General features: G+C 70.4%; 29 protein-coding genes and 1 tRNA gene. 14 read left to right on the top strand and 16 right to left on the bottom strand.

Going from position 1 to position 24,134, the window contains the following annotated elements:
* Nucleotides 1-82 precede the first annotated feature (82 nt).
* Nucleotides 83-796, bottom strand: coding sequence for an MBL fold metallo-hydrolase (locus DEU35_RS03595; RefSeq protein WP_116238645.1), 714 nt, complete (start codon nucleotides 794-796; stop codon nucleotides 83-85).
* A gap of 69 nt (nucleotides 797-865) precedes the next feature.
* On the opposite strand from DEU35_RS03595, the gene DEU35_RS03590 reads away from it, so the two are divergent.
* Nucleotides 866-1,423: a TetR/AcrR family transcriptional regulator gene (locus DEU35_RS03590; protein WP_116238644.1), complete on the top strand. Its 558-nt coding sequence runs from the start codon at nucleotides 866-868 to the stop codon at nucleotides 1,421-1,423.
* Here DEU35_RS03590 and ligD read toward each other — a convergent pair.
* Nucleotides 1,390-2,619, bottom strand: coding sequence for a non-homologous end-joining DNA ligase (gene ligD / locus DEU35_RS03585; protein WP_116238643.1), 1,230 nt, complete (start codon nucleotides 2,617-2,619; stop codon nucleotides 1,390-1,392). The two genes, DEU35_RS03590 and ligD, sit on opposite strands and share 34 nt — an antisense overlap.
* A gap of 243 nt (nucleotides 2,620-2,862) precedes the next feature.
* Nucleotides 2,863-3,732: a Bax inhibitor-1/YccA family protein gene (locus tag DEU35_RS03580; protein WP_103206699.1), complete on the bottom strand. Its 870-nt coding sequence runs from the start codon at nucleotides 3,730-3,732 to the stop codon at nucleotides 2,863-2,865.
* Between the two features lie 142 nt (nucleotides 3,733-3,874).
* On the opposite strand from DEU35_RS03580, the gene DEU35_RS03575 reads away from it, so the two are divergent.
* The 4 genes from DEU35_RS03575 to DEU35_RS03560 all read left to right on the top strand — a co-directional run bounded on the left by DEU35_RS03575 (nucleotide 3,875) and on the right by DEU35_RS03560 (nucleotide 8,221).
* Nucleotides 3,875-4,867, top strand: a complete 993-nt coding sequence (locus tag DEU35_RS03575; protein WP_116238642.1) for a glycerophosphodiester phosphodiesterase family protein — start codon at nucleotides 3,875-3,877, stop codon at nucleotides 4,865-4,867.
* Nucleotides 4,868-5,007: 140 nt separating this feature from the next.
* On the top strand, nucleotides 5,008-5,937 hold the full coding sequence (locus tag DEU35_RS03570; protein ID WP_116238641.1) for an NAD(P)/FAD-dependent oxidoreductase: 930 nt from the start codon (nucleotides 5,008-5,010) through the stop codon (nucleotides 5,935-5,937).
* Nucleotides 5,938-6,068: 131 nt separating this feature from the next.
* A complete protein-coding gene (locus DEU35_RS03565) occupies nucleotides 6,069-7,136 on the top strand; it encodes an ABC transporter ATP-binding protein (protein WP_116238640.1) in 1,068 nt (355 codons plus the stop codon).
* On the top strand, nucleotides 7,133-8,221 hold the full coding sequence (locus DEU35_RS03560) for an ABC transporter permease (RefSeq protein ID WP_103207084.1): 1,089 nt from the start codon (nucleotides 7,133-7,135) through the stop codon (nucleotides 8,219-8,221). Before DEU35_RS03565 ends, DEU35_RS03560 begins: the two co-directional genes overlap by 4 nt.
* A 129-nt stretch (nucleotides 8,222-8,350) precedes the next feature.
* On the opposite strand, the gene DEU35_RS03555 is transcribed toward DEU35_RS03560, so the two are convergent.
* Nucleotides 8,351-8,560 carry a hypothetical protein gene (locus tag DEU35_RS03555; RefSeq protein ID WP_116238639.1) on the bottom strand — a complete coding sequence of 70 codons (210 nt, stop codon included), beginning with the start codon at nucleotides 8,558-8,560 and terminating at the stop codon, nucleotides 8,351-8,353.
* Between the two features lie 49 nt (nucleotides 8,561-8,609).
* Nucleotides 8,610-9,605 carry a GTP-binding protein gene (locus DEU35_RS03550; RefSeq protein ID WP_116238638.1) on the bottom strand — a complete coding sequence of 332 codons (996 nt, stop codon included), beginning with the start codon at nucleotides 9,603-9,605 and terminating at the stop codon, nucleotides 8,610-8,612.
* A gap of 79 nt (nucleotides 9,606-9,684) precedes the next feature.
* On the opposite strand from DEU35_RS03550, the gene ykgO reads away from it, so the two are divergent.
* The 3 genes from ykgO (at nucleotide 9,685) to DEU35_RS03535 (ending at nucleotide 10,500) form a co-directional block, all read left to right on the top strand.
* Nucleotides 9,685-9,807 (top strand): type B 50S ribosomal protein L36, encoded by a 123-nt coding sequence (gene ykgO, locus DEU35_RS03545; protein ID WP_056226526.1) that lies wholly within the window; start codon nucleotides 9,685-9,687, stop codon nucleotides 9,805-9,807.
* A gap of 91 nt (nucleotides 9,808-9,898) precedes the next feature.
* Entirely contained in the window at nucleotides 9,899-10,207 is a 309-nt protein-coding gene (locus DEU35_RS03540) for a helix-turn-helix transcriptional regulator (protein ID WP_103206693.1), read from the top strand.
* Nucleotides 10,204-10,500, top strand: a complete 297-nt coding sequence (locus DEU35_RS03535) for a hypothetical protein (protein WP_103206692.1) — start codon at nucleotides 10,204-10,206, stop codon at nucleotides 10,498-10,500. The genes DEU35_RS03540 and DEU35_RS03535 overlap by 4 nt, the downstream gene beginning before the upstream one ends.
* Nucleotides 10,501-10,589: 89 nt before the next feature.
* Here DEU35_RS03535 and DEU35_RS03530 read toward each other — a convergent pair whose 3' ends face one another.
* Together DEU35_RS03530 and DEU35_RS03525 are read right to left on the bottom strand one after the other, a co-directional pair.
* Entirely contained in the window at nucleotides 10,590-10,814 is a 225-nt protein-coding gene (locus DEU35_RS03530; RefSeq protein ID WP_103206691.1) for an RNA-binding S4 domain-containing protein, read from the bottom strand.
* Nucleotides 10,815-10,833: 19 nt separating this feature from the next.
* Nucleotides 10,834-11,580, bottom strand: coding sequence for a DUF2071 domain-containing protein (locus tag DEU35_RS03525; protein ID WP_220340835.1), 747 nt, complete (start codon nucleotides 11,578-11,580; stop codon nucleotides 10,834-10,836).
* A 66-nt stretch (nucleotides 11,581-11,646) separates the two neighbouring features.
* On the opposite strand from DEU35_RS03525, the gene DEU35_RS03520 reads away from it, so the two are divergent.
* Entirely contained in the window at nucleotides 11,647-11,985 is a 339-nt protein-coding gene (locus tag DEU35_RS03520; protein ID WP_103206690.1) for a metalloregulator ArsR/SmtB family transcription factor, read from the top strand.
* A 10-nt stretch (nucleotides 11,986-11,995) separates the two neighbouring features.
* On the opposite strand, the gene DEU35_RS03515 is transcribed toward DEU35_RS03520, so the two are convergent.
* The 6 genes from DEU35_RS03515 to DEU35_RS03495 all read right to left on the bottom strand — a co-directional run bounded on the left by DEU35_RS03515 (nucleotide 11,996) and on the right by DEU35_RS03495 (nucleotide 15,164).
* Nucleotides 11,996-12,223 carry a toxin-antitoxin system, antitoxin component domain protein gene (locus tag DEU35_RS03515; RefSeq protein ID WP_146035516.1) on the bottom strand — a complete coding sequence of 76 codons (228 nt, stop codon included), beginning with the start codon at nucleotides 12,221-12,223 and terminating at the stop codon, nucleotides 11,996-11,998.
* Nucleotides 12,224-12,408: 185 nt separating this feature from the next.
* Nucleotides 12,409-12,879, bottom strand: coding sequence for a helix-turn-helix domain-containing protein (locus tag DEU35_RS03510; protein ID WP_218026306.1), 471 nt, complete (start codon nucleotides 12,877-12,879; stop codon nucleotides 12,409-12,411).
* A 55-nt stretch (nucleotides 12,880-12,934) separates the two neighbouring features.
* A tRNA-Met gene (locus DEU35_RS16985) sits at nucleotides 12,935-13,007 on the bottom strand.
* A gap of 93 nt (nucleotides 13,008-13,100) precedes the next feature.
* The gene (locus DEU35_RS03505) at nucleotides 13,101-13,802 is read right to left on the bottom strand and encodes a GntR family transcriptional regulator (protein WP_103206688.1); all 702 of its coding nucleotides are present in this window, start codon (nucleotides 13,800-13,802) and stop codon (nucleotides 13,101-13,103) included.
* Nucleotides 13,783-14,688 carry a DMT family transporter gene (locus DEU35_RS03500; protein WP_116238637.1) on the bottom strand — a complete coding sequence of 302 codons (906 nt, stop codon included), beginning with the start codon at nucleotides 14,686-14,688 and terminating at the stop codon, nucleotides 13,783-13,785. The genes DEU35_RS03505 and DEU35_RS03500 overlap by 20 nt, the downstream gene beginning before the upstream one ends.
* 38 nt (nucleotides 14,689-14,726) lie before the next feature.
* The gene (locus tag DEU35_RS03495) at nucleotides 14,727-15,164 is read right to left on the bottom strand and encodes a MarR family winged helix-turn-helix transcriptional regulator (protein ID WP_116238636.1); all 438 of its coding nucleotides are present in this window, start codon (nucleotides 15,162-15,164) and stop codon (nucleotides 14,727-14,729) included.
* 55 nt (nucleotides 15,165-15,219) lie between these two features.
* Between DEU35_RS03495 and DEU35_RS03490 the strand changes: the two genes are divergently transcribed.
* Nucleotides 15,220-15,588: a VOC family protein gene (locus tag DEU35_RS03490; RefSeq protein WP_116238635.1), complete on the top strand. Its 369-nt coding sequence runs from the start codon at nucleotides 15,220-15,222 to the stop codon at nucleotides 15,586-15,588.
* Nucleotides 15,589-15,807: 219 nt separating this feature from the next.
* Nucleotides 15,808-16,746: a hypothetical protein gene (locus DEU35_RS03485; protein ID WP_116238634.1), complete on the top strand. Its 939-nt coding sequence runs from the start codon at nucleotides 15,808-15,810 to the stop codon at nucleotides 16,744-16,746.
* Between the two features lie 3 nt (nucleotides 16,747-16,749).
* Here the strand turns inward: DEU35_RS03485 and DEU35_RS03480 are convergent, their stop codons facing one another.
* Nucleotides 16,750-17,157: a YccF domain-containing protein gene (locus DEU35_RS03480; RefSeq protein ID WP_116238633.1), complete on the bottom strand. Its 408-nt coding sequence runs from the start codon at nucleotides 17,155-17,157 to the stop codon at nucleotides 16,750-16,752.
* 138 nt (nucleotides 17,158-17,295) lie between these two features.
* Between DEU35_RS03480 and DEU35_RS03475 the strand changes: the two genes are divergently transcribed.
* The 3 genes from DEU35_RS03475 to DEU35_RS03465 all read left to right on the top strand — a co-directional run bounded on the left by DEU35_RS03475 (nucleotide 17,296) and on the right by DEU35_RS03465 (nucleotide 22,300).
* Nucleotides 17,296-17,772 carry a general stress protein gene (locus DEU35_RS03475; RefSeq protein ID WP_116238632.1) on the top strand — a complete coding sequence of 159 codons (477 nt, stop codon included), beginning with the start codon at nucleotides 17,296-17,298 and terminating at the stop codon, nucleotides 17,770-17,772.
* Between the two features lie 176 nt (nucleotides 17,773-17,948).
* Nucleotides 17,949-20,384, top strand: a complete 2,436-nt coding sequence (locus DEU35_RS03470; protein ID WP_103206681.1) for an ATP-dependent helicase — start codon at nucleotides 17,949-17,951, stop codon at nucleotides 20,382-20,384.
* 821 nt (nucleotides 20,385-21,205) lie between these two features.
* Nucleotides 21,206-22,300, top strand: coding sequence for an SseB family protein (locus DEU35_RS03465; RefSeq protein ID WP_116238631.1), 1,095 nt, complete (start codon nucleotides 21,206-21,208; stop codon nucleotides 22,298-22,300).
* 56 nt (nucleotides 22,301-22,356) lie between these two features.
* Here the strand turns inward: DEU35_RS03465 and DEU35_RS03460 are convergent, their stop codons facing one another.
* Together DEU35_RS03460 and DEU35_RS03455 are read right to left on the bottom strand one after the other, a co-directional pair.
* Nucleotides 22,357-22,983, bottom strand: coding sequence for a DUF1684 domain-containing protein (locus DEU35_RS03460; protein WP_103206678.1), 627 nt, complete (start codon nucleotides 22,981-22,983; stop codon nucleotides 22,357-22,359).
* A gap of 372 nt (nucleotides 22,984-23,355) precedes the next feature.
* A complete protein-coding gene (locus DEU35_RS03455) occupies nucleotides 23,356-24,027 on the bottom strand; it encodes a LysE family translocator (protein WP_116238630.1) in 672 nt (223 codons plus the stop codon).
* Nucleotides 24,028-24,134: the final 107 nt, after the last annotated feature.

The following is a 24,134-nucleotide window of genomic DNA, read 5'->3' as shown; positions in this document are numbered from 1 at the left end:
GGCGAGCGCTTCGGCCGGGTCGTCGGTGAAGGGCGGCGCGTACGCTCCGACCGACACCGTCCGAGCCGCGTCGGCGTCCGCGTCAGCCGCGCGCGACCTTCCGCACCGCGTCCGCGGCCTCCGCCGGAGAACCCCGGAACGCCGGGCCGTGGCCGGGCAGGACCCAGTCGGCATCCAGTCCCGCGATGCGATCGAGCGAGGCAAGGGCCTCGGCCGGGTCGTCGGTGAACGGAGCGGGTCCGGGGCCGGTGCGCCCGGTCAGAACGTGGCGCGTCGTGAGGGCGTCGCCGACGAACACGGCGCGCACCGCGGGGGAGAAGACCGCGACGCTGCCCGGCGAGTGACCGGGCATGCCGACGATGTGGGGACTGCCGGGCAGGTCGAGGGTCTCGCCATCGGCGACCTCGCGTACTTCCGTCAGCCACTGCGGGCGCATGCCCTTGCGGATGCCGAAGGCGGCGAAGCGCAGCAGAGGGCCGAGGCGGAAGGGACCCATCGCACTCTTGGGCTTGTCGCCGCCCCGGGCGCGATCGGCGTCGGCCGCGTGCACGAAGACGGGCACGCCGCGCTCGCGGCGGAGGCGCTCGGCGAAGCCCACGTGGTCGCTGTCACCGTGGGTGAGGATGACGCCGCGGATGTCGTCGAGGGTTCGGCCGAGGCCGTCCAGTTCGTGGCGTAGGTCGGCGTACATGCCGGGGAGTCCGGCGTCGACGAGGGTGATGCCGTCGGGGGCGACGACGAGGTACGAGGCGACGATGTCGTTGCCGATGCGGTGGAGCGATGGAGCGAGTCTCACGGGATGCCTTTCTGGATGGCTACGAACATTAGCCATGATAGCTTATAAGCGTAGCCATGAGGAGGGTCCGTGCCCACACCGGAGAGAACGTCGCTCGACGAGATCGTCGAGGCGGCCGCGCGACTGCTCGAAGAGGGCGGACCCAGCGTCGTGACGATGCAGGCCGTCGCCCAGGCGGTCGGGGTCAAGGCTCCGTCGCTGTACAAGAGGGTGCGCGACCGCGAGGCCCTGCTCGGACTCGTCGGGGCAGCCGCGGCCGACGACCTGACGGTGCGGCTCGAGACGGCATCCGCAGACCTCGACGATCTGCTGGTCGCCTTCCGCGCGTTCGGGCACGACAGGCCGGAGGCGTTCCGTCTGTTGTTCACGACGGTGGTGGATGCCGACCGCCTCGCCGCCACGAGCGCGCCGGTGCTGCGCGCGACGACGTCGGCGGTGGGTGAGGTGCACGCGCTCGACGCCGCTCGGCTGTTGACGGCGTGGGCCACCGGGTTCGTCACGATGGAGCTCGCGGGGGCCTTCCGCCTCGGCGGCGACCTCGACGAGGCGTACCGCTACGGTCGGCGCCACCTGGTCGCCTCGCTCACGCGAGATCAGGGAGCTGAGCGGCCGGCCCAGGGGTCGTAGTCGGCGATCAGATTCTCCTGCGCCGGGCGCTCGGCATCCGGCACGTGCTGGAGGTTCACGCGCACGCGGTACCAGAGTGAACTCGACCCGCGCATACCGTCGACGAGCACGTCGGCGGGGTGGAGCTCAGATGCCGCGTCGGGATGCCGCTGCTTCCAGGTCTCGAGGGCGTCGAGCGCCTCGGTCTTGGTCTTCGTCCGCGCGACCTCGATGAGCGGCATGGTCGAGGCTCGGCGACCCGAACCGTCGGAGCCGCGCGGGGGTTTCTCGGCGGGGCCGAGCTCTTTCGCCAGGGCGAGGAGTGCATCGAGCGAGCCCGCCGCGTCGTCGATGCCGGCATGGGGATCGCCCACGCTGCGGAAGCGCTCGGGCACGGTGAGAACGGTGAATTCCCCGGGGCGACGGTCGCGCACCTCGTCCCAGGTGAGCGGCGTCGACACGCGAGCGTCGGGAAGTGCGCGGATCGAGTACGCCGAGGCGACCGTGCGGTCCTTGGCATTCTGGTTGAAGTCGACGAAGACGCTCTCGCCGCGCTCCTCCTTCCACCAGCGGGCGGTCGCGAGACCCGGCGCACGGTTCTCGACCTCGCGGGCGAGGGTCTCGGCGGCCAGGCGGACGTCGGCGTAGGACCACTCCGGACGGATGCGCACGAGGATGTGCAGCCCCCGGGACCCAGAGGTCTTCGGCCATCCGGCGAGCCCGTGATCCTCCAGCACCTCGCGGGCGATGAACGCGACGTCCACGATCTGGGCCCAGTCGACCCCGGGCATCGGATCGAGGTCGACGCGGAGCTCGTCGGGATGATCGAGGTCTTCGGCGCGCACGGGATGCGGGTTGAGGTCGAGGCAGCCGAGGTTGACGACCCACGCCAGTCCCGCGGCATCCCGGATCACCGTCTCTTCGGCCGAGGTGCCCGAGGCGTAGTGCAGGGTGGCGGTGTCGATGAAGGCGGGGTGGTTCTCGGGGACGCGCTTCTGGAAGAAGGGCTCATGATCGAGACCCTTCGAGAAGCGCTTGAGCACCATCGGACGACCGCCCGCTCCGCGCAGGGCGCCCTCGGCGACGGCGAGGTAGTACCGGACGAGGTCGAGTTTGGTGAGGCCGGGCTCGGGGAAGACGACGCGGTCGGGGCTCGTGACACGCACTTCGTGGCCGTCGACGTCGAGGATCTCGGGCGGGGTCTTCGCGGGGCTCATGGCGTGAGGCTAGCGCCGCGGCATTCGGGATTCGAACCCCTTGCGGGCGGGGGGCCGGGGCGTTGCGGGGTGTTGAGCGTCCAGGACACCCGGACGGTTTCTCGAGGGGTCCGGGTGTTTCGGACACTCAATGGTGGTGGGCGTGTGGGGGAGTGAGGGAGAGGAGGGGGGAGCCCGGATGCCGGCACTCTACGACGAAGGGCCGCCCCGAAACGGGACGGCCCTTCTCGCGAGAACGCGACGTCAGTTGTTGCCGCGGAGGATCGCGATCATGCGCAGGATCTCGACGTACAGCCACACGACGGTGACCATGATGCCGAAGGCGCCGACCCAGCCGTAGACCCGGGCGGCACCGTTACGGACGCCGCGCTGGATCTGGTCGAAGTCGAGCACCAGCGAGTACGCGGCCATGATGACCACGAAGACGCCGATGACGAGACCGAGCGGGATACCCGCGATCTTCATGCTGTACAGGCCGAAGGCACCGCCCGCGATGGGGACGTTGAACAGCATCAGGCCCAGGTTGAGCAGGGCGAAGACCATGTAGCCGACCATGGCGATCATGAAGATCTTGGTGGCGCGGGCCGAGGCGCGGATCTTGCCGCTTGCGAACAGGGCGAGGGTCACACCGACGACCGAGAGGGTGCCCAGCGTCGCCTGCAGGACGATGCCCGGGAAGATGAACTCGAAGAAGGCCGAGATGCCACCCACGAACAGACCCTCGAACGCCGCGTAGGCGATGAAGACGGGAACGGAGGGCTTCTTCTTGAACGTCGCGACCATCGCCAGCACGAAGCCGACCAGGCCACCGACGATCATCGGGGCGGCGCTGGGGTTCGGGTTGGCGACGCTGACGCCGGCCATCGACCAGATCCAGCCGACGACGGCCGTGACGACGAGGATGCCGAACAGGGCGAGGGTTTTCATGACGGTGTCTTCGACCGTCATGCGACCGGTCTCGACGGCGCTCGCCGACGGGGCGGCGTACGCGCCTTCGATCGAGGCGGCGGCGGCGGGATCGACGGCCGGGGGCGGGCTGTAGCGCGTGTTAGCGCCACCGGCTCGAGGGTCCTGGAACGCCGGGTTGTTGAATGCCGGGTTGTTGAGGGCCACGGGAACTCACACTCCAAAGATGGTGATCACAGCACCGTGCTGTCAGACAACACTAGCCGAGCAGGGCGGCAGATTCCTTGTGCTGACTGGGATTCTGCTCTGAGCGCACCCCGCGTTCACTCGCGGTCGTTAGCGTGTCGAGGTGCCCCTCGTCATCGGTCATCGCGGTGCCCCCGGGTACCTGCCAGAGCACTCGCGCAGTTCGTATCTGCGGGCGATCGCGGAGGGGGTGGATGCCGTTGAGCCCGACGTCGTCCCCTCGAAGGACGGCGTGCTGGTCGTGCGGCACGAGAACGAGATCTCCGGCACCACGGACGTGTCGACGCGACCGGAGTTCGCCGAGCGGCGCACCTCGAAGATCGTCGACGGGGAGCGGCTGACCGGCTGGTTCGTCGAGGACTTCACGTGGGAGGAGCTGCGGACGCTGCAGTGCCGCGAGCGGATCCCCGCGCTCCGTCCCGACAGTGCGGCCCACGACGACACCGAACCGGTGCTGCGCCTTCGCGACGTCCTCGACCTCGCCCGGCAGAGCGGGGTGGGCGTGGTGCTCGAGATCAAGCACGCGGCGTCCTTCGCCCGGCTCGGGTTCGACCTGGCCGAGCTCGTCGACGTCGAGCTGCGCGCGGCGAGATGGCGGGATGCCGAGGACGCCCTCGTCATCGAGTCGTTCGAGCCCCTGGTCCTGGCGCGGCTGCGAGAACGCGGCATCCGGATCCCGCTCGTGCAGCTGATCGAGGCGCAGGGGGCGCCGTGGGACTTGCGGGAGCGCGACGGGGCCGAGGCCACCTCCTACGCGTCGATGCTGACCGCGGCCGGACTCGATGCCCTCGCGGCGGAGGTGCAGGGGATCAGCCCCGACAAGCGGGTCGTGCTCGCGCCCGACGAGCGGGGAGCGGCCCGCGGCCCGGCGCCTGTCGTGCGCGAGGCCCAGGAGCGGGGTCTGCGGGTGTTCGCGTGGACCTGTCGGCCCGAGAACACCTTTCTTCTACCCGAGTACCGCGTCCCCGGTGGCGACGCCGCGTTCGGTGACTGGCGACGCGAGTGGGCCGTGCTGCGCGACGCCGAGCTCGACGGGGTGTTCGTGGATCATCCCGATCTGGGCGTCGAGTTCTTCCGGGCGGTACGGAACTCCTGAGTTTCGGCGCGCGTGGCGGTCGGGTCGGTCCTCGGGCGGGCGGAGACGCAGCGATTCTCAGGAGTTCGGCCCGCGCAACGCCGCCACCCGGCCCGCGCAACCCCGACGCCCGGCGCGCGCGCAGCCGACAGGATGGCCGCATGACGATGGACGTGACGGTGGTCGGCGGCGGGATCTCGGGGCTCGCGTGCGCGCGGGCGGTTCAGGATGCCGGTCGCTCGGTGCGAGTGCTCGATCGCGGGCGCCGGGTGGGCGGACGTCTGTCGAGCCGCATGATCGACGGTCGACCCGTCGACCTCGGGGCCTCGTACTTCGTGGTCGGCGAGGCCGAAGGGTTCGCGCACGTCGTCGCCGACTGGGAGGAGCGGGGTCTTGCGCGCCCGTGGACCGACACGTTCCAGGTGATCGACGCCGACGGCGGGTGGACGCCGAAGCCCGGACCGATGCGGTGGGCCGCTCCCGCCGGGCTGCGTTCGCTCGCCCTCGACCTGGCCGAGGGGCTCGACGTCTCGTCGGAGCGCGTCGTCGAGAGCGTGGCGCCTTTCCGGGTCGACGGCGACGATGCGGGCGAGGTCGTCCTGGCGATGCCGGCTCCGCAGGCCGCGCGGCTGACCGGCGAGGCGCCGGGCGGCGCTCAGCAGTGGGACCCGGTGATCGCCGTCGTCCTGCGGTGGGATCAGCGGCGGTGGGATGCCGACCTGCACGGCGCCTTCGCCGACGGCGACGCCGACGTGTCGTTTGTCGCCGACGACGGCGACCGCCGCGATGACGATGCTCCCGTGCTCGTCGTCCACACCACGGCCGACCGCGCCCGACAGCACCTCGACGACCCCGAGGCGGCCATCGCCCCGGTGCTCGCGGCGACCCGGCGGCTGCTGCGCATCGACGTCGAGCCGGTGTCGACGCGCGTGCATCGCTGGACCTTCGCCCGGCCCGCCGAGACAACCGGGCAGCCGTTCTTCCGCTCGCCGGGGCTCTCCGCCTGCGGGGACGCGTGGGGCGACAGCGCCGCCGTCCGCACCGCGTGGACCTCGGGCGACGCGTTGGGGCGGGCGCTCGCGGCATCCTGAAGCGCATCGGGGACACGCGCGGGCAGCGACCGAGCGACAAACCCTGATGAACCTCGCCATCGTCGGGGTGCGACGGCCGCTCGACGACGAGAGCCCTCGGCGGTGTCGGAGGCTCCCTCTATGGTGAGGCTATGGATGCCGGTATCGACGTCGCGGGAGTCAAACGGTCCTTCGGGGCGGTGCACGCGGTGCAGCAGGTGACGTTCAGGGCTCTGCCCGGTCGGGTCACCGGACTCGTCGGGCCCAACGGTTCGGGCAAGACGACGCTCATGCTCATGCTCGCGTCGCTCCTGAGACCCGACGAGGGCGAGCTGCGCATCGGTGACATCGACCCCGTGTCCGACCCCGCCGGCGCGCGTCGTCTTCTGGGGTGGATGCCGGATTCCCTCGGCGCCTGGCCGAGTCTCACCTCGCGCGAGGTGCTGGTGGCGACCGCGCAGCTCTACGACCTTTCGCGCGAGGGCGCGCGGGCCCGGGCCGAACACCTGCTCGAGCTCGTCGACCTCGGCGCGCTCGCCGCCTCTCCCGCCCGGGTGCTGTCACGCGGGCAGAAGCAGAGACTGGCGTTGGCTCGTGCTCTGGTGCACGACCCCCGGGTGCTGCTGCTCGACGAGCCCGCCTCGGGCCTCGACCCTCAGGCGCGTATCGCGTTGCGCGTGCTGCTGCGACGGCTGGCGGGTGAGGGACGCACGATCCTCATCTCGAGTCACGTGCTGTCCGAGCTCGAAGAGGTCGTCGACGACGCCGTGTTCCTGGTCGACGGGCGGACCGTCGGCACCGATCGCGTCGCCGCGGCGGCGACCCGCGTGCGGGTGTGGCGTGTGCGCGTCGCCGCCGATGCCGCGCGTTCCGCAGAGGCCGTGCGTCTCGATGTCGCGGCCGCCCTGGGCCGGACGGACGAGGAGGTGCGAATCGATCGTCGCGACATCCTCGTGCCGTTCTCCGACGAAGCGGGCGCGGTCGTGGGTCTGCGGGCGCTCGTGGGTGCGGGGCTCCCGGTGGCGGAGTTCGCTCCGGCGGTGGGTGATCTCGAACACGCGTTCCTCGATCTGAAGACCGGACCCGCGCCGAAGAAAACCGACGTCTCCGATGGTTCGACGGCCGACGCCGCGGAAGCGGGAGTATCCCCGCCGCACGGCTCGTGGGCACCGCCGGCCGCCGCCGACGCCGACCGTACCGACGACGGGAGCACCTCGTGAACCTGCATCGCCTGCGCACGATCATCGGCATCGAGCTGCGTCAGCGCGTGCGCTCCGTCGGCTGGTACGTGCTGCTCGGGATCTTCGCGGTCATCCTCATCGCGCTGCTGAGCCTCTCGTTCGCCGCGTTCTCGCTCACGACGGGCGGCAGCGAATGGTTCTTCTCGCTCGTCATCATGCTCGTGCTGCTGCTCACGCTGCTGGTCTCGCCGACCCTGAGCGGCAGCGCGGTGAACGGTGATCGTGATGCGGCGACCCTCGCTCCCGTCCAGGTCACTCTCGTCACGACGACGGAGATCGTGATCGGCAAATTCCTCGCCGCGTGGATCTCGGGCCTGGCGTTCCTGGTCGTGGCTCTACCGTTCCTCGTCGTCGCGACGCTCGCCGGAGAGCTCAACCCCGGTGCGATCGTGACGTCGCTCGGCATCCTGATCATCGAGGTCGGCGTCGTCGCAGCGATCGGGGTGGGGCTGAGCGCGGTGATCGCCCGGCCCATCTTCTCCGTCGCGTCAACGTATCTGCTGGTGGCGGCGTTGACGGTGGGGACGCTCATCGCCTTCGGGCTCGGGGGTGCGGCTCTGCGCACCCAGACGACGACGATCAGCCGCGAGGTCGATTGGAACGCCATCCCTGCCGGGTGCGACCCCGGCGCCCCGGTGCGCTCGACGGATTGCCCGAGTTACGACCAGTTGCCGTGCGTCGAGTCCCGCACCCTCTCGGAGCAGCCGCGTTTCGATCGCGTGTGGTGGATCCTCGCGGCGAACCCCTTCGTGATCCTCGCCGACGCGACTCCGCCGACGTACGTCGACGGCTACCCGACCGACCTGTTCTCGCAGATCGCCTCCGGCGTCCGTCTGGCGCAGATCACTCCCGACGTGACCACGTCGTTCGACGGATGTGCTCAATCGCGCGGGTGGAGCGTCGATGCCTATCCGAGCACCGAGCAGCGAGTCGCGGGCACCGCGCCGAGCTGGTTCGTCGGGCTGTTCGTCCAGTTGCTGCTGGCAGGCGGCCTGCTCGCGTGGGGCGTCGCCCGCACGCGCACGCCCGCGAAGAGGCTGCCGCCGGGGACGCGCATCGCCTAGCGCGGGCCGTGGGCCGTCGTCGCCCGCCGGCCGTGCCGCCGGTCATGGTTCGCGGTAGCCGTGTCTGCGCGCATGGGGAGGGGCGCCCTCCTGGATCAGGATGGGCGCCCCTCCGGTTCGCTGCGAGGCTCAGGCGTGGCCTTCGGCCGCCGGGAACCCGGGATCGTCGGCGGGGGCTGCATCGCCCTCGAGGGCGTCACCGGTGTGGTCGTCGAGGTCCACGTGCTCCTCGGCTTCGGCGGCGTCTTCGCGGACCTCGTCGGTGACGGCGTCGGTGGGGGCGGCCGAGTCGGCGCGGGCATCGTCGGAGTGGCGGGAGGGGATGTCAGAAGTGCTCATGCGCTCACGTTCCTCCTCCGGTGCGGCGCGGGCGACCGGCTTGACACGGTCAGTCGGTGGCATCCGGAATCGACGAACCCACCGCAGGCCACGCGGGCAGCGGGTCGTCGAACGCCAGCCACGCCGAGGGTCCGGCGGCGAGCTCGTCGTCGGTGAGGGCGGCGTGGTCGAGCACGTGCGCGAGCTTCGGCGCCGAGAGGTCGAGGCCCGTGAAGACGATCTCCTGCCCCATGCCCATGCGGCCGTCGTCGGTGCCGAGCGGCTCGATCCACATCGCCGACCCGACGTGCTCCCACCGCGCCAGGATGCCGGGGCGCGACGCCAGGCGGCAGAAGCCCGCCGAGCGCACCAGGCGTCCGGCGGCGCCCGCGTCCAGCCGGTCGAGCGCCGCTGAGAGACGCGCGGGGTGGAAGGGCCGCAGCTGCTCGTAGCGGAGCGTCATCACGCGGTTGTCGCGCATGTAGGGGTCGTGTTCGCCGTTGAGGGCGCGCACCCACCCGGCTCGCTCGAGGATCTCGCCCTCGTACGTCGCCGCCGAGCGCAGATCGCTGACCGGATCGCGCGACAGCCGCACGATCGCCGCCGGGTTCAGGTGCGAGGCCAGCGCCATCTGCACCGCGAGGGCCGCCGTGGGAACCTGCTCCCAGTTCACCCACACGATTCGCGTCGCGAGCTCCAGCGCGAGCGCGGCTTGTCGTGCCCGCGCGCCGACGTCACCGCGGGTGTCACCGTGATTCGCGGATGCCGACAGGGGGGCGTCGTCGAGGAGGTCGCCGATCATGTGACGGGCGTCGACGACGCACACCGCTTCGATCTCGGATCCGCCGCGCGCCGCGATCGCGTGGATGAGGTCGACGTCGGTACCGAGATCGACGACGGACGCGGTGTCGTCCGCCCGCGGCCGGGGAAGGGGGAGGGTGTGAGACACGCGGAGGTCGGCGTAGCGCAGCAGATGGAGGGGCCGCGTCAGGGCGACGGCGGTCCGCTCCGCGTAGGTGCGGCGCTCGGGGGCGCACACGCCCATGATGGCGATCGTGCGGGGCATGGCATCCACCTCTCATTTGTCAGGGGAGTGCACACACTCTAGCTTGTTATTGATAATGCTTATCAACAAGGAGGATGCCATGAAGGTCCGAGCGTCGATCAAGTCCCTCAAGAAGCAGCCCGGCGCGCAGGTCGTGCGTCGGCGCGGCAAGGTGTTCGTCATCAACAAGCTCAACCCGAGGTTCAAGGGGCGCCAGGGATGACGGCCGAGCCTCGGCGATAACGGAAACGAGAACCGTTCCCGAATAGGTGAACACATTGCAATCCGTGCATGTGTGTGGTGTTCTAACTGATGTGGACACGATCGCGGGGCTCGACGAAGCCGCCGAGCTGTTTAAGGTTCTCGGCAACGAGTCGCGTCTGGCGCTCGTCTGGCTGCTGAGCCGCGAACCGCTCACGGTCGGCGCGCTCGCGGAGCGCGCCGGACTCTCGCAGCCGCTGGTGTCGCAGCACCTGCGGACCCTGCGGCAGTCGGGGCTCGTCAGCTCGGAACGCGAGGGCAAAGAGATCCGCTACGCCCTCGCCGACCAGCACGTCGCTCATGTCGTGCTCGATGCGATCGCCCACGTCACCGAACCGAACGACCAGGGGAACGAACAATGAGCACCGCTGAGACCCACGCCGAGCACACCGTCGACGAGCACGCCCACGGCGACGACTGCGGCCACCAGAAGATCGAGCACGGCGACCACGTCGACTACGTGCACGGCACCCACCACCACGCCCTTCACGGCGACCACTACGACGAGCACGAGTCGAAGGCCGAGCACGGCGTCGACGAGCACCGCCACGGCGATGACTGCGGTCACGAGAAGGTCGAGCACGACGATCACGCCGACTACGTGCACGACGGCCACCGTCACGCGCTGCACGCCGATCACTACGACGAGCACTGAGCTCGAGCGGCATCCTGTGTCACGAGCTCAGGATGTCTCGAGGCCCGCTTCCCCCTCCGGGGTGGCGGGCCTCTCGCATTGCGTCGGGGTCAGGCGTGCACGCGGAAAGAGCGCCCCTCGAACGTCACGACATCGCCCACCTGCAGCTGGCGCCCGCGTCGGCGGTCGACCTCGCCGTTGACCTCGACGTAGCCGTCGATGATCGCCTCTTTCACGTCTCCGCCGGAGTCGAGGATGCCGGCGAACTTCATGAACGGGCCGAGGCGGATGCCCTCACTGCCGATGGGCACATCCTGGGGCGCGGGGGAGGTCATGCTTCCAGTCTCGCAGGAGTCACGCGGTCGGCGCGGGTTCGGAAACGCTGCTCCACCGCGTCGGAACGTCGCGCATGAGGAGGGCGTGGTCGAACTCGGCGGTGCCGGCGGGAAGGGCCTCGAAGAAGGTCGACGAGAGGTCGATGACGGCGAGCGGCTCGACGCGCCAGGCGTCGGTGTCGAGCCGGAGCCCCTCGAGCATTCCCGAGCGCGTGGGCGACCAACCGACGGCATCCTTCTGGAAGAACGCCGACGAGTCCTCGAGGCTCTCGAAGAGGCGGCTGTGGAACGGGATGCCGGGACCCCGGCGGCCCGCGACGCGAACGCGCAGGTCGCTCGCGTCGACGCGGACCGCGAGGTCGTCGCGCGTGGCGTCGAAGGTGACCTCGGCGGGGGAGTGCGTGCCGGGGAAGACGCGGCCGCCGACGAGCCGCACGAGGCGGGAGGAACTGTGGCGCCGCGGGATGTAGACGCCGGTTCGCGGGCCGTCGGTGGTATCCCACTCGACCGCGATGCGGTGCGCGGCGTTGCGGCTGCGATGCCCGATGGCGGGCGCGAACCACGCGGGGCGGACGGCGGTGAGGTGGATCAGGCAGACGCCCGCGACGGCGCTGCCGGCGACGAGTTGAGGACGCAGGCTTCGGGGGAGCAGGGACCGGGTGACGTCGGGGTCGACGCGGTAGTTGACGAGGACGCGATGGGCGATCGTCGCGGCCATCGCCGGCACCGGGGTCGTGCCGCCTTCGGTGCTCGTCTGGGTGGTCATGGCGCCTCCTTCGCTATTTAGCGAAGAAGCTACACGCAATTTAGCTACAGTGCTAGATTGAATGCCGTGACCGACGCCGCATCCGACATCTTCGCCGCTCTCGCGCACCCGACGCGGCGCCAGATCCTGCAGGATCTCAAGAACGGTGAGATGGCCGCGGGCGAGATCGCCGCGCGGTTCGACGCGAGCGGGCCGACCATCTCGCGGCACCTCGGCGTGCTGCGCCAGGCCGGTCTCGTCACGGAGCGGCGCGATGCGAATCGCATCCTGTACTCGCTCGTCGGGGAACGGCTGGCGCTGTCGGTGGGCGACTTCCTATCGACGGTGTGCCCGGAGCAGATCGTGCTGCGCGAGGTGCGCAAGCGCCGGCCGGCCGTGCGCGGAGCGGTATCGGCTGAGGTGTAGTCGTGTGGGATCAGTCGGACGGGGGCTTCTCGCCGGCGCGCCGCCAGTCGGCGATGTACGGGGGGAGCTCGGTCGTCAGGGTCACCCAGAGGCGCTCATCATTCATCGCGCGATAGCCCGAGTGGGATGCGATATTGCGCATCGTCCGCAGGGCCGCGACGACCTCGGCGGGCGTGTTCGTGACGAACGGAGCGAACTCGTCGGTCTCGAAGAGCGCGGCGGCCCGGATAATCGCCATCGAGCCGGACGCGTACGAGGGGGAGGTGCGCTGGAAAGCGCTCCTCCCGCTCCCCACGGCATGGCTCAGGAACGCTTCGATGGCGTCGACGCTCTCGAGGAAGTTCGCCCGAGCATGGTCTGTGAGGGGAGGCTCTGTTCGTGGTGCCCGCGTGAAGCGCTTCGCCGGTTGTGGATCGGAAGCCCTCACAGGGCCGCCATCGCCGTCGAGTCGAGGAAAGCGGGACGCTGCTCATCGTCGACGATCACATCGACGGCGAACCCCGTGAGCTCTTCGACCGCGCTCGTGAAGGCGGCGATGTCGAAATACCCACGGCCGCCGTCGATGCGAGCGAGAAGGTCGATGTCCGACGTGAAATGGTCGGCGCCCGTCGCGATCGAGCCGAATACGCGGATGTCATGGAGTCCGTGCCGTCGTCCTGCCTCGACGATGGCCTCGGCGTTGTCTTCGAGGGCCAGGCTGGGTCGGTAGTCGGCGGCTCGAAGGAGCCGCTCGAGGGCGTCTTCGCTGGGGTTCCTCGTGCCGTTCTCTATGGCGGCGACATTCGGCTGGCTCATCCCGGCGGCGCGTGCCAGGTCGGCCTGCGACATGCCCCGGTCGAGTCGCGCGGCCCGAATGACGTGCGGGGCGCGGCTTCGATCGACGTGTCGGATCACGGGTATACCTCCGCGATATATCGTACCGACTCGGGTGCTGACCGGTCAGGCGTCGACGCGACGGCGGGAGTCGAACCCGCCACGCCTTCGGTTATGAGCCGAGGCCCGGGACCGCCCGGATCGCCGCGATGTGACCCCACGCTAACCCCGCGTGCGGCAGGGGCGAAGGGCCGTTGCGCGGCGTGACGCGATGTGTCGCCGTGTGGCATGTGCCCGGCTTGTCAGCCACGGCGCCCGTCGATGATCGCCCGCGTCGAGTGCTCGAGGTGCGCGCGCACGACCCGCTCCGGATCCTGCAGCGCGTGCTCGACGTACGCGCGGTGCTCCTGCGTCAGTGCCCCGGGTGCGTATGCCGGTCGCACGTGAGTGAGGAGCAGGCGCATCTCGCCGTCGAGACGGCGGTACTCCTCGGCGATGCGCGGCGATCCGGATGCGTCCACGAGCGCGAGGTGGACGCGTGCGTGGGCATCGAGCGTGGCGAGCCAGTCGCCCGCGGCCTCGGCTGTGGCCAGGTCACCGAGCGCGGCGTCGATACCGGGGGGACGGATGCCGCGTTCGCGCACGATCCGCAGGGCCTCGGTCTCGAGGGCGCATCGCAACTGCTGCAGAGCGATCAGGGCGTCGTCGTCGAGCAGCGAGACGCGGACCCCGCGGTAGGGCTCGGCGGTGGCGAGCCGCTCGGCGGTGAGTGTCGCCAGGGCCGTGCGTGCGGTGTGCCGTGAGACGCCGTGCGCCGCGCTGAGCTCCTCCTCGCGCAACGCAGTGCCGGGCGCGAGTTCGCCCGACAGGATTCCGGCGCGCACGCTGTCGGCGACCGCGTCGGCGGTGCGGGGGCCGGGGGTGGAGTTCGCCGAGCGGTGCGGGGCTGCACCGCCCGTGTCCGCTGCGGCGCCTTCGTTTCCGTCAGGCGTGGGCCGTGGCATCCGCAACCTCCTCACGACGACGAGACGGGACCGACACCACGGCGAGGCCCACCGCGATGAGGGCCAGGCCGATTCCGCTGACGAGCGTGAGCTGCTCGCGCAGCACGAACAGCCCGAGCAGGGTGGCGGCGAGGGGCTCGGCGAGGGTCAGCGTCGACACGGTGACGGCGCTCAGCCGCGCCAGGCCCCACCCGAAGAGCAGGTACGCGATCGCCGTCGTCACGACCCCGAGCCACAGGGCGAGTGCGAGGCCGTTCGGGGTGAGCAGCCATGACGTTCCGGCGAGAAGGAGCACGGGCAGGCTCGCGGCGGCGGCGACGCCGAACACTGCCCCCATGACGCGCGTGGAGGTCCACCCCCTCTCGATCAGCGCCTTGCCGCACACCGTATAGAGGGCGTACGACATTCCCGCGCCCGCCGAGGCGAGCAGGCCCGCCGGGGCGAGCGCGGTCGCGCCGCCGGTCACGCCCGAGACGAGAACGACACCGAGGAGGGCGATGGCGGTCGCGACCATCCACCGCGGTGACGGGGCGCGGCGGAGGCGGATGGCATCCACGATCCCGGTCGCAATCGGTGCGGACCCGAGGGCGACGACCGTGCCGATCGCGACGCCGTTCTCGCGCGTGCCGAGGAAGAACAACGGTTGGTAGGCGAGGACTCCGGCCGCTCCGATGGCGATGAGTGCCGACGTCGACGTTCGAGAGCCGCGGTGCGGCCGCACGGGCGCGCGTTGCGCCAGGGCGAGAAGGCCCAGGATGCCACCACCCACCACGATCCGTGCCGCCCCGACCGCGAGCGGCGAGGCGTCGACGCCCGCGAGGGCCTGCGCCGTGCCCGTGGTGGAGAAACACAGCGCCGCGGCGAGGATCGCGAGGGCGGGGAGCATGCATGAATTGTTACACAATCTGCGCGTCGTCGTGCGTCTCAGTCGCGGAGCGCCGTGACCATCGATCGCAACGCGTGCAGGGCGGCGGCCTGCTCGGCATCCGTCATCCTGCTCAGCATGCGCTTCTCGACGGACCGCACCGCCGCGCTCGCCGCCTCGAGCGACCGCCGGCCCTTGACGGTGAGCCGCGTGGGGAGGGCCTTGCCGACCGGCGGCGCCGCGGGACGCTCGACGATGCCGTCGCGCTCGAGGCTCTGCAGCAGCACGTTCATCGACTGTCGTGTGACGAAAGCGCCGCGCGCGAGGTCGGAGTTCGACAGGCCGGGCCGCTGGGCGAGCAGCTCGAGGCACGAGTAGTGCGTGATCGTCATTCCGAGTGGGCGCAGCACGTCTTCCATTGCTGCGCGCAGAGCGCTCGCCGCTTCTTTCAGGAGGTAGCCGAGCGAGGTGTCCAGATCGATTGCCTCTTGCGCCATGTCAGTATTCTGACATACACTCTGTGTCAGATAACTGACACGCAAGGAGCATGCCATGCCCGCCACCGGACCCGACTTCATCTCTCTGCAGGTGCGCGACCTCGCCGCCTCCCGCGCCTTCTACGAGAAGTACCTCGGCTTGCGCCGTTCGCCCACCGGCCCTCCTCACGCCGTCGTCTTCGACACCGCACCGATCGCCTTCGCTCTGCGCGACCTCGCGCCCGGCACCGACCTCACCGGCGTGGACCAGCCGGGCGTCGGCGTCGCCGTCTGGCTCCACGCCACCGAGGTGCAGCAGATGCACGACGCCCTCGCCGCCGACGGGCACCGGATCGTCACGGCCCCGATCGACGGACCGTTCGGCCGCACCTTCACCTTCGCCGACCCCGACGGCTACCACGTCACCCTGCACGACAGGGCCTGAGCCCGGGGCGGTCCGGGACCGTCCTGCGGAGGCGAGGGGGGAACATCGCGATCGACGCGGCCGTCAGACGCCGTGTCGGCGGCACACTCCGCGGGACGGCGGGGCCCGCCGTGAGAGGGGACCGGATGCCGGCACCCGGGGCGTGCGCCTGAATCCACCCGCCCCGATGCCCGCCGCCGGCCGGTCGGGAGCCCAGGAACGGGCGGGTAACGTAGGTGCATGGCGACGACGGCGGGGCGAGGCATCCTGGCCCTCAGCATCGTCGCGATCCTCCTCGCCATCGGCACGGTTCTCGCCGTGCTGGTCGATCCGTTCACGCGCGAGCAGATGACGGTCGACCCGGCGGCGGAGTGGGTCGCCCGCGTCCTGCTCGTCCTCGGCGTGGTCTGGCTGCTGATCGGCGCGATCGCCGCTCGCACGCGTCTCGTCCGCCGACCCGGAGCGGCCGCCGCCCGCGCATCGTGGATCGCCTCCACCCGCCCCTGGCGCTCTCGAGAGTCCAGCCTCGGGCTGCTCCCGCTCGACCGTTTGCTCATGATCCTCGTGCCCGGCGCGCTTCTCGTCATGACGCGGGTCGTGCAGACGCCCCGCGACGGGCTGTGGGGGATGCTCATCGCCGTCGCCGGGTGGCTCGTGTTCGCCGCCGCCGTGCGTCTGCTGCTCGGACGCCGCTCGCCCTGGCCGATCATCGCGGCGGTGGGCGGGGCCCTCGTCCTGCGGTGCGTGGTGGCGCTGCTGGCCGTGTCGTTGTCGGGGCCGGAGGGCATCTGGTCGACGATCTGGGCGCAATCCTGGGTGCGGGTCCTTTACCTCGCGGTCGCTTTTGCTCTCGTGGCCTGGGTGTTCGTCGTGGCCGGTTGGTCGCTCTCGGCGCAGCTCGGTCGCCGTCGCGCCGCGGGCGTCGCCCTCGCCGGGATGGGCGTCGGTTACGCCCTCCCCGCGGCGACCATCGCGGTGATGGGGGCACGCGATGCCCTCCGCACCTGGAACGAGCAGATCGGCGTGCTGCCGTGGGATCTCGCGCGCTTCACCGGCGCGCGCGACGGGGCGTTCCCCCTCGAGATCATGACGACCACGGCCGTGATCGGCGGGGTCGCCCTGATCGTCGGCATCCTGCTCGCTTTACCGCGCCGCGTGTACGTCCGCTCCGCGCGCTGAGAGTCAGCGTCCGGGGGTCTGGTCGAACGGACCGCCGCGACCGATCTCGCGTACCTCCTTGCCGAGGGGCATGAGCGACACCGGAACCAGTTTGAAGTTCGCGATTCCGAGCGGGATGCCGATGATCGTGACGCACAGCAGCAGCCCGGTGACGATGTGGCCCAGGGCGAGCCACCATCCGGCGAGGATCACCCAGACGACGTTGCCGAGGAACGATCCGACACCGGCGGAGCGCTTCGCGACGATCTCGCGGCCGAACGGCCACAGGGCGTACAGGCCGATACGGAACGAGGCGATGCCCCAGGGGATCGTGACGATGAGGATGCACAGCACGATCCCCGCGGCGAGGTAGCCGAGGAAGAGCCAGAAGCCCGAGAGGGCGAGCCAGAGGACGTTGAGGATCAGGCGCATGCGTCCATCATGGCGACGTCGGCTGAACGGCATCCGAGGGTGACTTCCGGCTCTAACCCGGACCGTCTCGGCGCGCAACCGCCTGCCTGCCGCGCGGAGTCGCCGTTAGCGTGGGCGCACCGAGGAAAGGGATTCGCCATGTCCGACATCACCCGTGCCACACCCGAACGCCGCGTCCTGTCGAGCTTCAGCGACTACACCGGGGCGCAGGCCGCCGTCGACCGGTTGTCGGACGCCGGTTTCCCCGTCGAGCACACCGCGATCGTCGGAACCGGCGTGCGCATCGTCGAGCAGGTGACCGGCCGCCTCACGCGCGGTCGCGCGGCCGGGCTCGGAGCCGCCTCCGGGGCGTGGTTCGGGCTGATGATCGGCGTGCTGATCGGTCTGCTCAGCGTCGGGGGCTTCCTCGGTTTCGTCTTGCTCGGTCTCGTGCTCGGCGCCGTCTGGGGCGCCGTCTTCGGCTTCGTCGGCCACGCCTTCACGGGCGGCCGCCGCGACTTCTCGTCGGTGCAGGGGTTCGAAGCCGAGCGGTGGGATGTGACGGTGGATGCAGAGCACTTCTCCCGCGCGCAGTCGCTGCTGTCGTCGGGAGCGGCGGGCGAAGCGCGCGGCTGAGGTATCCGCGGGCGCCCGGGTGGGTGCCGGGGTCGGCGGTCCGGTCGTGTTGGGGCGTCGTGCGTGGCCCCGGGGCGTGTTCGGTTGCCCCGGGCCACGAGCGGGAGAAGCGCGACCCCCGGGTCTGACCGGCGACGGGTCCGATGTCGGAGGCCCCGCCTAGACTTGACCCCGCCATGACCGATGCCTCCACGCCCCTCATCTTCGATGGCCCTGTGCCGTCGTCGGCCCGACCCGACGCCGACCTCCTCGAGGGGCTGAACGGTCCGCAGCGCGAGGCCGTGACCTATCGCGGCCCGGCGCTGCTCATCGTCGCGGGCGCCGGTTCGGGCAAGACCAGCGTGCTCACGCGGCGCATCGCCTCACTGCTGCGCACCCGCGAGGCGTACCCCAGCCAGATCCTCGCGATCACCTTCACGAACAAGGCCGCGGGTGAGATGCGCGAGCGCGTGCACCAGCTCATCGGTCAGAAGGCCGACGGCATGTGGATCTCGACGTTCCACTCCGCGTGCGTGCGCATCCTCCGCCGCGAGGCCGAGCAGTTCGGCTTCACCAAGTCGTTCACCATCTACGACTCCGGAGACTCTCGTGCGCTCATCAAGCGCCTGGTGAAAGAGCACGAGGGAGACTCGTTCGGCCTGACCCCGGCCGGAACCCAGAGCCGCATCTCGAAGCTCAAGAACGAGCTGGCCGATGCCGAGTCCTACGCGCGGTCCGCCAACATGAGCGACCCGGCCGAGCGGGTGTTCGTCGAGATCTTCGGCTCCTACCAGCGCGAGCTGCAGCGTGCCAACGCCTTCGATTTCGACGACCTCATCGCCCAGACCGTGTACTTGTTCCGAGCATTCCCGCAGGTGGCCGATCGGTACCGCAAGCGGTTCCGGCACATCCTGGTCGACGAGTACCAAGACACCAACCACGCGCAGTATGCGCTCATCCACGAACTCACCCGGCCTCCCGGATCCGACGCCGAGCCGTTCTCGTCGGGCGGCATGATGATCTTCGATGCCGAGCCCGCCGGAGAAGATGCGGCGTCGCTCACGGTCGTCGGTGACTCCGACCAGTCGATCTACGCCTTCCGCGGCGCCGACATCCGCAACATCAGCGAGTTCGAGCGCGACTACCCGGGCGCCAAGGTCGTGCTGCTCGAGCAGAACTACCGCTCCACGCAGAACATCCTGTCGGCGGCCAACGCGGTGATCTCGAACAACTTCGACCGCAAAGACAAGAAGCTCTGGACCGACGTCGGCGCGGGCGATCCGATCATCGGCTTCACCGGCTACTCGCAGCACGACGAGGCCCAGTTCGTGGCCGACGAGATCGAAGCGCTGCATAAGAAGGGCGTCGACTATTCGGGCGTCGCGGTGTTCTACCGCACCAACTCGCAGTCCCGCGCGCTCGAAGAGATCTTCATCCGCTCGGCCGTGCCCTACAAGATCATGGGCGGCACGAAGTTCTACGAGCGCGCCGAGATCAAGGACGCCCTCGCCTACCTCGTCGCCGTCGCCAACCCCGCGGACTCGATGGCGCTGCGGCGCATCCTCAACCGGCCGCGCCGCGGCATCGGTGACGTCACCGAGACCGCCATCGCCCGCTACGCCGCCGAGCACGACATCACCTTCCGTGACGCCCTGGCCAACTCGGCCCAGATCGGCGTCGGCCCGAAGCTGCAGAAGGCCATCGACCAGCTCGACGCGGTGCTGACCGAGGCCACGGCGGTCATGCTCCCGGCATCCGGAGAGCTCGCCCCCTCCACCTCGGTCACCGAGGGTCTGACGCTGCTGCTGAACAAGAGCGGCTACTTCGACGCCCTGCGCGCGAGCAAAGACCCGCAAGACGAGGCGCGCCTCGAGAACCTCGACGAGCTCGTCGCCGTGACACGCGAATTCGCGCGCAACAACCCCGAGGGCACGATCATCGATTTCCTCACCGAGGTCACGCTCGTCGCAGATGCCGACGACCTCGACGACGCGTCGGGTTCGGTGTCGCTCATGACCCTGCACACGGCGAAGGGCCTCGAGTACGACGCGGTGTTCCTCACCGGCGTCGAGGAAGACCTGTTGCCGCACCGCATCTCGGCGAACGAGCCGGGCGGACCGCAGGAGGAGCGCCGACTGTTCTATGTCGGCATCACCCGCGCCCGCAAGCGCCTGCACCTCTCGCTTGCGATGACCCGCGCACAGTTCGGCGAGGTCACGGTCGCGATGCCGAGCCGGTTCCTGCAAGAGATCCCGGCCGACCTCATCGACTGGCGGCAGTCGCCCGGCGACGTCAACGGTCGCGGAGGTTCGCAGTCGCGCGCGCTCAACGCACGCGGCCGACGCCCGGGTCAGCCGGGCAGCGGGGGTAATCGTTACGGTGACGACCTCGTGCCGCTGCCCAAGCGCGCGCCGGCCGACCCGAGCAAGTTCCCCAACCGCATCCCGGCGAAGGTTCGCGACAACGGCGATCTGGAGCTCGCGTCGGGCGACCGCATCCGCCACGACGACTTCGGCGAGGGCCGGGTCGACGCGGTAACTGGCGAGGGCGCGAAGCGCGTGGCGCACGTGCGCTTCGACACGGTCGGGCCGAAGAAGCTGCTCGTCAAGATCGCGCCGATCGCCAAGCTGTAGGGCACGTCGCGCGGCGGTCCGCGGGCGCGGCCCGCGTGGTGGCGTGCGGGTCTGGGTCGTGCGGCCGCGCGCCAGCTCTCGATCCGGCCCGCTCGGCGTGAGACGCCGCCCGCGGGCGGGCTGCGGCGTGCCGCCCCGGGTATGGGCGGTCCTGCGGCGGTGTGCTGCCCCGGTATGCGTGGGCGGGCTGCGGCGGTGCGGCCCCGGTGGGGGCGGTCCTGCGGCGGTGTGCTGCCCCGGTGTACGTGGGCCTGCGGCGGTGTGCTGCCCGCGGCAACACGCATAAACGCTCTTTGCTCTCATAAACGCGCTGTGCTCGCGTTTATGAGAGCAGATCGCGTTTATCGCTGCTCAGTGCGGTCGGTTGTCCGCGTCTTGACCCGCCGGCCGGGCGCGTAAACGCGATCCCGCGGCGTGAGCGCGGTCTCGGCGCCCGCGGCGTGAGCGCTGCTCCGACCCGCTCCGCCCCATACATAAACGCGATTCCGTCGCATAAACGCGCTCTGCTCGCGTTTATGGGCGCGTATCGCGTTTATCGGCGCCTGGATGTGACCGGCCCGACCCGTGGGCGCGCCCCGCTGGCCGGCGGGCCCGGGTCGCGGGCGCCGGCCGAGGCGCACGCACGGGGCCACGCACCCGCCTGGACATGGGGCCACACACGGGGTCACACACGGGCTGGACACGGGGCTGCACCCGGGGCCACGCACGGGGCTGTGCGATGCGCCGGTGCGCTCGCTGTGCGCCTCCGCGCCGAGCGGACGTGCGCCGCGCACCCGCCCTCGCGGACCCGGCCGCGTGAACGGCCCGGATAGGCTTGCGCAATGGCTCTCTTCTCGCGCCGCAAGAAGTCCGACTCCGACGACGCATCGGTCGACCGGCCCGACACCACGATCGAGCCGGGCGAACAGCCCGTCGATCCCGCAGGCCCGAGCGACGCCGCTCCTGTCGCAGAGGTCCCGGCCGAAGCCGCCCCGACCGTGGGCATCTCGATGTCGTCGTTCCGCGGCGTGGGCGCCGGCCCCGACGTGCCGGACCCCTCGTCGACGCCGCCCGTGGCGGCCCGCCCGTCGGCGCGACAGCCCGGCGCGATGGAGGCCCCCGAGGCTCCCGAGACGGTGCCGGGTCTTCGCGACAACGTCCTGCTCGGTAACGCTCTCGCCGAGATCGAGGGGCAGCCCGAACCGACCCAGCTGCTCAACATCGCGCGGCAGCTGCTGCAGGGACACGTCTTCCTTCGCGTGAAGGGCGACGCCCGCGCGCTCCTCGCCGAGGGCAAGGACCTCCCGCTCGCCGTCGCCAACAACGGAGACGAGCAGCTCGTCCTCGCCTACAGCGGCGGCCAGGCCCTGCGCGCCAGCGTCGAGGCGGACGGCGACCGCGACACCTCCGCGATGGGCCAGCCCGTCATGGCCCTGCTGCGTCACGTGCTCGCGGGTCCCTTCGCGGGTCTCATCCTCGATCCCGCGTCCCAGCCGAACCGCGCCGTGCTTCCCAAGGCCCTCCTCGAGCGCATGGTCGCCGAGGTCGACCCCGAACTACGCATCAAGACCGCGCTGTGTGAGACTCGCGATGACTCCACGGCATCCACGATCGTCGATGCCATCGTCGCCGAGGCGCCCCTCTGGATTGGAGTGAACCGCTCCGAAGAGGGGGGCCCGATCGGCGTCGCCGAGTCGCGGTCGGCCACGGGCGAGCGCTTCCTCGAGGTCTTCACGCACCCGCTCGAGCTCCTCGCCCTCGGACGTGGCGACCAGCCGCTGCCCATCCAGCGCACCCAGCTCGCGAAGGCTCTCGCCGGCGACGCGGCGCTGACCGGCATCCTGATCGATCCTGCCGGCCCGTGGATCCGCATCGACCGCGACGAGCTCGCTCCGGTGATCGCTCTGACGGAAGAGGGCTCCGAGCCCACCGCCTGATTCGATGACACGACGGCGGGCCGCTCCCTTTCGGGGGCGGCCCGCCGTCGTTCGTGTCAGACCCCGTACAGTTCGCCGACCGGCACCGCCACCGGAAGCACATTGCCCGCCGGTGCCAGCGGGCACGCCCACATCGGGTCGTACGCGCACGAGGGGTTGTACGCGAAGTTGAAGTCAATGACCAGGGTGTCGGGGGCGGCACCCCGGCCGAGGTCGGCCCCCTTGATCGTGTCGAGCAGGTAGCGCCCACCGCCGTACGTACCGCCGGGGCGGCCGGCCGCGGCATCCCGAACAGGGACGAACAACCCGCCCCCGTACGAGGTCAGCCGCCAGACGTCGAGAGACCCGGTGTCGGGCAGCTCGACGCGACCGATGCGTTCGAACCCCACCTCGCCGTCGGTGCCGGTCGTCGCGACGAACGAGGCCTCATCGGCGTCGAGCAGGGGTACCTCGAAGCGCCATGCGGCGTCGTACGGTGCGAGTGGCAGGCCGACGAACCCTTCGCGCTGCTCCGGGAGCAGGGGAGTGGCCGGGTGATCGGCGAACAGCGCATCTCGCTCGATGCGCCATAGCTCGTGGGCGTCTTCGGGGTCGTCGGCTTCGCGCACCGCGTCGTACAGGGCGAAGACGCGGCGGCGCCAATCGGCGATGTCGAGGGCGGTCCGAGCGGCTGCGGTGGTCATGTGTCGAGCGTAAGGGGCGGCCGGATGCCAGGACTCGGGCTGGACAGCGGGAGCGGTGAGACTGTGGGCGGGGCTGGCGGGCGGGCACCCCGGCGACCGGGACTTCGTGCGGACAACGTCGGGCTGCGAAACCGTGGGTCTCCGCCCCGGGAAATCGCCGTGGCATGGAGGGGCGCTCCAGGTTTCACCGATCGATCAGGTGAGTTGGTCGGCGACACCCTGCAGCTGGTCGGCAAAAGCGATAGACCCTGTTGAAGGACGAAAATCCCAACCGATCGACCCGCTCGATCTGGGCGGCTGGCCCGAGGGTGCACCGGCAGATGCTGTTGATGTCGTGGAGTTCGGAAGACGAGATCGTCGGGACCGACGCGGTCACGCGTGTGCCCCCATATGAGCTCGGAGAGCTGAGCCTTCCAGGGCGACTCCTATGCCGAAGCCGACGAGAACCGTTCCCGTGACGCCATCGATGGTGCGAGACACCTTTCGGCGTCGAAGCCACCGGCTGGACTTCTGGGCTACCAGGGCGAGAGCCGTCGACCAGGCACTACCGATCAGCACGTGCACTCCAGCGAGCGCGAGACCCCACACGATGTGAGGCGCCTCTTCGGGGATGAATTGGGGGAGGATCGCGACGTAGAACGCGCCCATCTTCGGGTTGAGCAGATTCGTCAAAGCGCCTTGGCGCCATCCGCGGAAGAAAGAATCCCCACTGACGGGGCCCTCGTCGCCCGCTCCGGCGGTGCCGGTCCCGCGGATCGCCGACCAGATCATCCGCCCACCGATCCACGCGAGGTAGGCGGCCCCGACGAGACGGATGGCGTCGTAGAGCTGAGCAGAAGCCAGCAGGATCGCGCTGACGCCGATCGCCGCCAGGAAGCCCCACAGGAGGGTTCCTGTTTGGATACCGGCAATGACTCCGAAGGCTCGCCGCTTTCCGCTGACAGCGGCACTGCGGAGGACGAGGGCTGTGTCCAGGCCGGGGGTGACAGTGAGCAGGCCAACCACGAGGGCGAATGACGCGATCACCGAGACGGAGGGCAGCATGTATCGAGGGTAGCGTCGGGGTATCTCGCGGTTGATGTCCTGCCGCTCGACACACGTCGGCTTCGCATGAGGTTGGACGACCCGACCCGAACCCCGTCCCGCAGTGC

The sequence above is a fragment of the Microbacterium sp. AG157 genome (assembly GCF_003385695.1).
In the GTDB taxonomy this organism is placed as follows: Bacteria; Actinomycetota; Actinomycetes; order Actinomycetales; family Microbacteriaceae; genus Microbacterium; species Microbacterium testaceum.
This window is presented reverse-complemented; position numbering and strand designations above follow the sequence as displayed.